The organism is Haladaptatus sp. (assembly GCF_049589095.1).
In the GTDB taxonomy this organism is placed as follows: domain Archaea; phylum Halobacteriota; class Halobacteria; order Halobacteriales; family Haladaptataceae; genus Haladaptatus.
On sequence record NZ_JBAWAC010000207.1, the window covers coordinates 1 to 5639 of the forward strand.

At 60.9% G+C, this 5639-nt stretch carries 5 protein-coding genes and 1 pseudogene; 3 read left to right on the forward strand and 3 right to left on the reverse strand.

Translation table 11 applies throughout. From position 1 onward, the window contains the following. Positions 1 to 187: 187 nt before the first annotated feature. Positions 188 to 512 (forward strand): annotated as a pseudogene (locus WBV42_RS06795) (MazG nucleotide pyrophosphohydrolase domain-containing protein). 47 nt (positions 513 to 559) lie between these two features. Here the strand turns inward: WBV42_RS06795 and WBV42_RS06800 are convergent. The 3 genes from WBV42_RS06800 to WBV42_RS06810 all read right to left on the reverse strand — a co-directional run bounded on the left by WBV42_RS06800 (position 560) and on the right by WBV42_RS06810 (position 4770). Next, positions 560 to 1792, reverse strand: a complete 1233-nt coding sequence (locus WBV42_RS06800; RefSeq protein ID WP_423985357.1) for a digeranylgeranylglycerophospholipid reductase — start codon at positions 1790 to 1792, stop codon at positions 560 to 562. Between the two features lie 363 nt (positions 1793 to 2155). Further along, the gene (locus WBV42_RS06805; RefSeq protein WP_066144498.1) at positions 2156 to 3019 is read right to left on the reverse strand and encodes a 2-oxoacid:ferredoxin oxidoreductase subunit beta; all 864 of its coding nucleotides are present in this window, start codon (positions 3017 to 3019) and stop codon (positions 2156 to 2158) included. Further along, the gene (locus WBV42_RS06810; protein ID WP_423985355.1) at positions 3016 to 4770 is read right to left on the reverse strand and encodes a 2-oxoacid:acceptor oxidoreductase subunit alpha; all 1755 of its coding nucleotides are present in this window, start codon (positions 4768 to 4770) and stop codon (positions 3016 to 3018) included. Before WBV42_RS06810 ends, WBV42_RS06805 begins: the two co-directional genes overlap by 4 nt. 93 nt (positions 4771 to 4863) lie before the next feature. On the opposite strand from WBV42_RS06810, the gene WBV42_RS06815 reads away from it, so the two are divergent. After that, on the forward strand, positions 4864 to 5502 hold the full coding sequence (locus WBV42_RS06815; protein ID WP_423985356.1) for an FAD-dependent oxidoreductase: 639 nt from the start codon (positions 4864 to 4866) through the stop codon (positions 5500 to 5502). A 52-nt stretch (positions 5503 to 5554) separates the two neighbouring features. Continuing rightward, positions 5555 to 5639: DUF7093 family protein (locus WBV42_RS06820; RefSeq protein ID WP_423985358.1), on the forward strand; the 85-nt coding region annotated here is incomplete at its 3' end.

The following is a 5639-nucleotide window of genomic DNA, read 5'->3' on the forward strand; positions in this document are numbered from 1 at the left end:
GGGTTTCGTCCATGAGCGAAGCGACGAGAGCGCGGGAGTTCAACCTGTGGGCGAACGCGACGACGAGTAGAATGACTGTCTTGGCGGAACCGACGCGGTCGTTTCTCCGGAACGATGCCGACCGCGTCACGCCTGCCATCGAAGCAACGTCCCGAAAATTTACTTCGAACTGTCGTTGATTACGAACATGGACGAACAGCAGGTCGTTGCCGCGTTCGTGGAGGAACACGAACTGACGTGCGACCCGGGGTATTGGATCCTCGACTTGGCGGCCGAAGTGGGCGAGATCGCGACCGACGCGACGAAATCATCGAAATGGGGGTGCTGACCCGGAAGCGCTCGACGTGAAGTCGGACGAAATCGGCGATGCGCTGTTCTCGTTGCTCGCGATGGCAAACGCCCTCGATGTGGACGCAGGTGACGCCTTGGACGAGGCGCTCGAAAAGTATCGGGATCGGATTCACGAGAGTGGGAGCGCATCGTCGAAAGCGGAGACGGATTTCGATACGTGAGCACTTCGAGAATCGAGTAAAACAGAGAGTAATTCGTGAACCGACCGTTACATCGGGAGCCGCTCTTTGATGAACCGTTTGAGGAGCGGGATATCTTCCTTGTGGATCAGTTTGAGCATGCCGCGAATCTGCCCGTTGTTCGCGTTCGCCAGCGTGCTGTGACTGAGCTGTTTGAGGTCACGAATCAGCGTGTCGTAGCGCTCGTTTTCGGCGAGGTAGAGCAGTTGCGTCATCAGCAAGCGCATCCGGGCGTCGGGTGCGACGTTGCTGTGCCAAAGATTGTCGTAGATGGACATGTTGTCCGCCGACGTGTCGGGAGTGGTCGTCATGAAACAACGGTCGGCGGTTATCGCCGCCGCACGTGCGGACTTCATTCCGACGTGGATACCCTCGCCCCAGAGCGGGTCGATGGTCGGAACGGTGTCGCCGATGGCCATGAAGTTGTCCGTGGAGAGCGCGCCCGGCGTCTGGATGTGGGCGGAGCCACGGTGTTGCTTGCCTTCGATTCGTTCCGCGTTCTCGAACCGTGGGTCGTTGTCGAGCCAGTACTGGAGGTAGTCGTCGATGCCCATGCCCTCCTTGGCGTAGTCGCTGTGGCTCTCGTTCTGGATGTAACAGAGTCCGACCTTCGCCGTGTCCTCGCCCGTGTGGAATATCCACGAGTAGCCGCCGGGCGCGAGGTCGTGGTCGAGTCGAAGCATCATCGCGTCGGTGAGGTCGGCATATCCCTCGGGGTCGATATCGATGCCTTCCATCTCGAACTCGACGCCGATGGCCTGATTCTCGCGCTTGAGGTCGCTCACGCCGAGATGCTTTGCGAGCGGGGCGCTCGGACCGGTCGCGTCGATGATGATGTCGCCGTACACTTCCTGGTTGCCGGAGTAGCGAACCCCGACGATATCGTTGTGCTCCATGATGGGTTTCGCGACGCGGGAGCCGAACCAGTATTCGGCACCTTCCTCTCGGCTGTCCTCCACCAAGAAGCGCTTGAAATCGGCGAATTCGAGAACCGCACCCGGTTGGGACTTGGCGAAGTACTCGTTCGGGGATTCGAGGACGACGTTGTCGGTGTAGTTCATCACGACTTCGTCCGGGATGCCGAACGCCGCCATCATCGACGAGAACGTCCCGGCGGTCGATTTGTTGCTCTGTTGTGGGAAGCCGTCTTCCTTCTCGGCTTCGAGAACGACGACCTCGTAGCCACGCTGGGCCAAGTCCCGCGCACACTGTGCACCGGCGGGGCCCGCACCTGCGATGATCACATCGTAGTGCTCGCTCATGCCGTCACCTTCGTCGCACATGAGGAGGGTTCCTCCGTTTCGAACGCTTGCAATGAGGGGGAATCGGCGGTCGAACGGCCGTCGGTTCCGTCGCAGCGTCGGCCAGTGTCATAAGAGTCGAATGTCGTCACGGCGGGGGAACACCCGGTGCCGCTAACGACAGTACACATGTCCGCAGTCATCTCTATACCTTCTTACCGTTCATCTCATAAAAAACAGGCGCAAACGGCTTGATGAACCGGGTTTTCGTCGTGAGCGGATGGTCAGATGTGTCTGTGTCTCATACTACCATGGACGACCGACAGCCGGTAGACTACCCGGCCGTCGCGGAAAAAACGAAATAGAAATCGAACCCGAACTGCTTCAGTAGAACTCGCGCACGAGGTCCATCGCGTCCTCGGGTGCGCCGTCCGGAATCTCGGTCATGTTCTTCCCGAGACCGTGGAGTTCGCCGTACGGGACGCTGTCCTCGTCCTGGTAGATGACGCCCTGATACTCCTTGCTGGCGTCGAGGATTTTCTCCTTTGCCGCGTCGTAGTCGTGCGGGTCGTGACCCTCGTCCGCGAGGTCGACGATGGCGTCGCGGTAGTAGTCGTACGTGTCCACGTCGTTGAACGTGACACACGGCGAGAAGACGTTCACGAAGCCGAAGCCGTCGTGTTCGATGGCCTTCTGGACGATTTCCGCGTGACGCTGTGCGTCCGTCGAGAAGGACTGTGCGATGAACGTCGCGCCCGCCGAGAGCGCGAGCGCGAGCGGGTTGACCGGCGGCTGTTTGGGGCCTTCCGGCGTCGTGCTCGTCTCGAAGTCCTCGCGGCTGGTCGGCGAGGCCTGTCCCTTCGTCAGTCCGTAGATGCGGTTGTCCATGACGACGTAGGACATGTCCACGTTGCGTCGAACTGCGTGGATGAAGTGACCCACACCGATGGAGTAACCGTCACCGTCACCACCCGCGACCATCACTTCGAGGTCGGGGTTGGCGAGTTTGACACCCGTGCCGACCGGGAGTGCACGTCCGTGAACGCCGTGGATGGCGTAGGAGTGCATGAACGTCCCGATCTTACCGGAGCAGCCGATACCGGCGACGACGAACGTGTCGTCCGGCGTGTTGCCGGTTTCGGCGAGTGCTTTCATCATCCCGTTCATCGTCCCGAAGTCACCGCATCCGGGACACCACGTCGGTTGCTTGTCCGACTTGAAGTCGGTGAATCGAACCTCTGAACTCATGCTTCTATCTCCTGTCCGAGTTTCGCCTTGATATCGTCAGCCAGTTCGTCGGCCTTGAATCGGATACCGTTGTACTTGTTTATCCGCTCGACACGGGTAAGCGCGTCGTGTTCGAGAACGTCGGCAAACTGCCCGGTGGCGTTACACTCGACCACGATGACCGTGTCCGCGGACTCGATGTCCTCGGTGAGGTCGGGACGCGGGAAGATGTACGGAACCGAGAGGAACCGAACGCTCACGTCGTCCTCTTCGAGGAAGTCGAGGGCTTCGCGCATCGGCCCTTCGTTCGACCCCCACGAGATGATGAGCGTGTCCGAGTCGGCGTCACCGAACTCGCGCGGCGTCAAGTCCTCCTCTTCCTTGGCCGTCTCGACCTTGCGGTTGCGCTTGTCGACCTGCTCGACACGAATCTCGGTGTCCTCCGTCCGGCGACCGAGCGAGTTGTGTTCGAGACCGGTGGACATGTGGGCACCGCCCTTCGTTCCGGGGAACGCGCGGGGGCTGATGCCGTCCGCGGTCGGGAAGTGGGGTTGGAACCTGTCCTGTTCGTCCGTCCACGCGTCGATGTCGTCCTCGTCCACGACGTTTCCACGGTCGATTTCGACCGCGTCCATGTCGAACTCCTCGGGCGCGAACGTCTGCTCGGTGACCGCCATCGCGAGGTCGGCGAGCAGGAAGACCGGCGTCTGGTACTTCTCGGCGAAGTTGAACGCCTCGATGGTCTTGTGGAAACATTCGGCGATGTTCGTCGGTGCGACGACGAACCGCGGAATCTCGCCGTGGCCACCGTACAGCGTCATGTTCAAATCGCCCTGTTCCTGCTTGGTCGGCATCCCGGTCGATGGACCGGAGCGCATCACGTCACAGATGACGAGCGGCGTCTCGCTCTGTGCGATGAGGCCGAACGTCTCGGTCATCAGGTCGATACCCGGACCGGACGTCGCCGTCATCGAACGTGCGCCTGCGCGCGCCGCGCCGAGCGCCATGTTGATGGCCGACAGTTCGTCCTCGGCCTGCATCACGGTGCCACCGAAGTGCTCGATTCGGCCCGTGAGATACTCCATGACGTTCGTCGCTGGCGTAATCGGGTAGCCGGAGTAGAACCGACATCCTGCGGCGAGTGCGCCCATGCCGATGGCCTCGTCACCGTTGAGTAGGACGTAGTCGTTGTCCGTCGTCTCGATGTCGTAGGCGAAGTCGTGGTCGTACTCCTCCTGGACGTACTCCTGCCCGAGAAGGGCGGCTTTCTTGTTGTTCTCGACGATGGCCTCACCTTTGGAACCGAACTTCTTCTCGAGAGCGCTGTCGAGGTTCTCGATGGGGAAGTTCGTTACTTCGCAGGCCGCGCCGAGCGCGACGACGTTCTGCATGATGGTTCCGCCAGCGTCCTTCGCGAGGCTGCGAAGCGGGACGGCCAGCCCGATCATCTCCTCGGGGATGTCGACGTCCTCCATCTCCGTTCGTTCCCCGTCATAGATGATGACGCTGTCCTCGTGAAGCTCATCGAGGTTCTCGTCGATCGTCCGCTGGGTCAGTGCTACGAGAATGTCCAATCGGTCCACGACGCTCTCGACTCGGTCGGTAGACGACCGAATCTTGTACGCGGTGTACCCACCTCGGATACGGGACGCGAAATCCTTCGACGTGAAGACATGTCGGCCCGCCCGGGAGAGTGCTTGCGCAAAGATTTTCCCGGTCGAATCGATTCCATCGCCGGCTTCGCCGCCGATGGCCCAGTTCAGGTCTTGCATCGTTGCTAGGCTACCCGGTGGCAAATCAAAAGCCTTCTGAAGCGGACTCGGTGAAGCGGCAAGGAATTTGGTACTTACGGCCAAAGGTCCGATATGGATGGAACTGAGGTCGAAGTGAAGTCAGTGAGTAATGTCGGCGGGAATACAATCGCGTTGGAGATCGAGGCTCCTTCGGACTTTTCGGCTCGGCCGGGACAGTTCCTGCAAGTCGCGGGAACCGTCGATGACGAGGAGATCACGCGCCACTACACCCTTTCGTCACCCGACGCTGAGGGGACGTTCGAGATCACGGTCGCCGTCGACCCGGACGGCGAACTCGGCCCGTGGCTCGCGGCGCGCAGTGCGGGCGAGACGGTGGAGATCGCCGGTCCGTTCGGGCGGTCGTACTACGAGGGCGAACCGAGCGTCGTCGTCCTCGCGGGCGGACCGGGTGTGGGCCCGGCAGTCGGAATCGGGGAGCGCGCGCTCGCGGCGGGCGGCGACGTGACCATCGTCTATCAGGACGACGCTCCCGTCCACGAGGAACGACTGCGGGAACTGGAAGCGGGCGGTGCGACGGTCGTCATCACCGACGAACCGCTTCCCGAGAGCGAAAACGCGCGGACAGTTCTCGCGCGCGCGGACGGACAGGTGTTCATCTACGGATTCACGTCGTTTCTGACGGAGGCACGGGACGTTCTGGCGACGGTCGGACACGACCCGGACGAGGCGAAGTCCGAAAACTTCGGTTGATATTGGAAAAAACAATACCCTTTTATCACACCGTGAAAATAACCCACACTTAATGGGTCTCAGATGTTCGCTGTTAGGCCACGACTACGGCGAGTCCGAAATCGAGCGCGAGCGCGAAGAGCAAGGTAACGAAGTAG

Bases quoted from the DNA above. Each gene is read 5' to 3' on its own strand.
- WBV42_RS06800 (WP_423985357.1), bottom strand. From the start codon at position 1,792: ATGAGCGAGCACTACGATGTGATCATCGCAGGTGCGGGCCCCGCCGGT.
- WBV42_RS06805 (WP_066144498.1), bottom strand. From the start codon at position 3,019: ATGAGTTCAGAGGTTCGATTCACCGACTTCAAGTCGGACAAGCAACCG.
- WBV42_RS06810 (WP_423985355.1), bottom strand. From the start codon at position 4,770: ATGCAAGACCTGAACTGGGCCATCGGCGGCGAAGCCGGCGATGGAATC.
- WBV42_RS06815 (WP_423985356.1), top strand. From the start codon at position 4,864: ATGGATGGAACTGAGGTCGAAGTGAAGTCAGTGAGTAATGTCGGCGGG.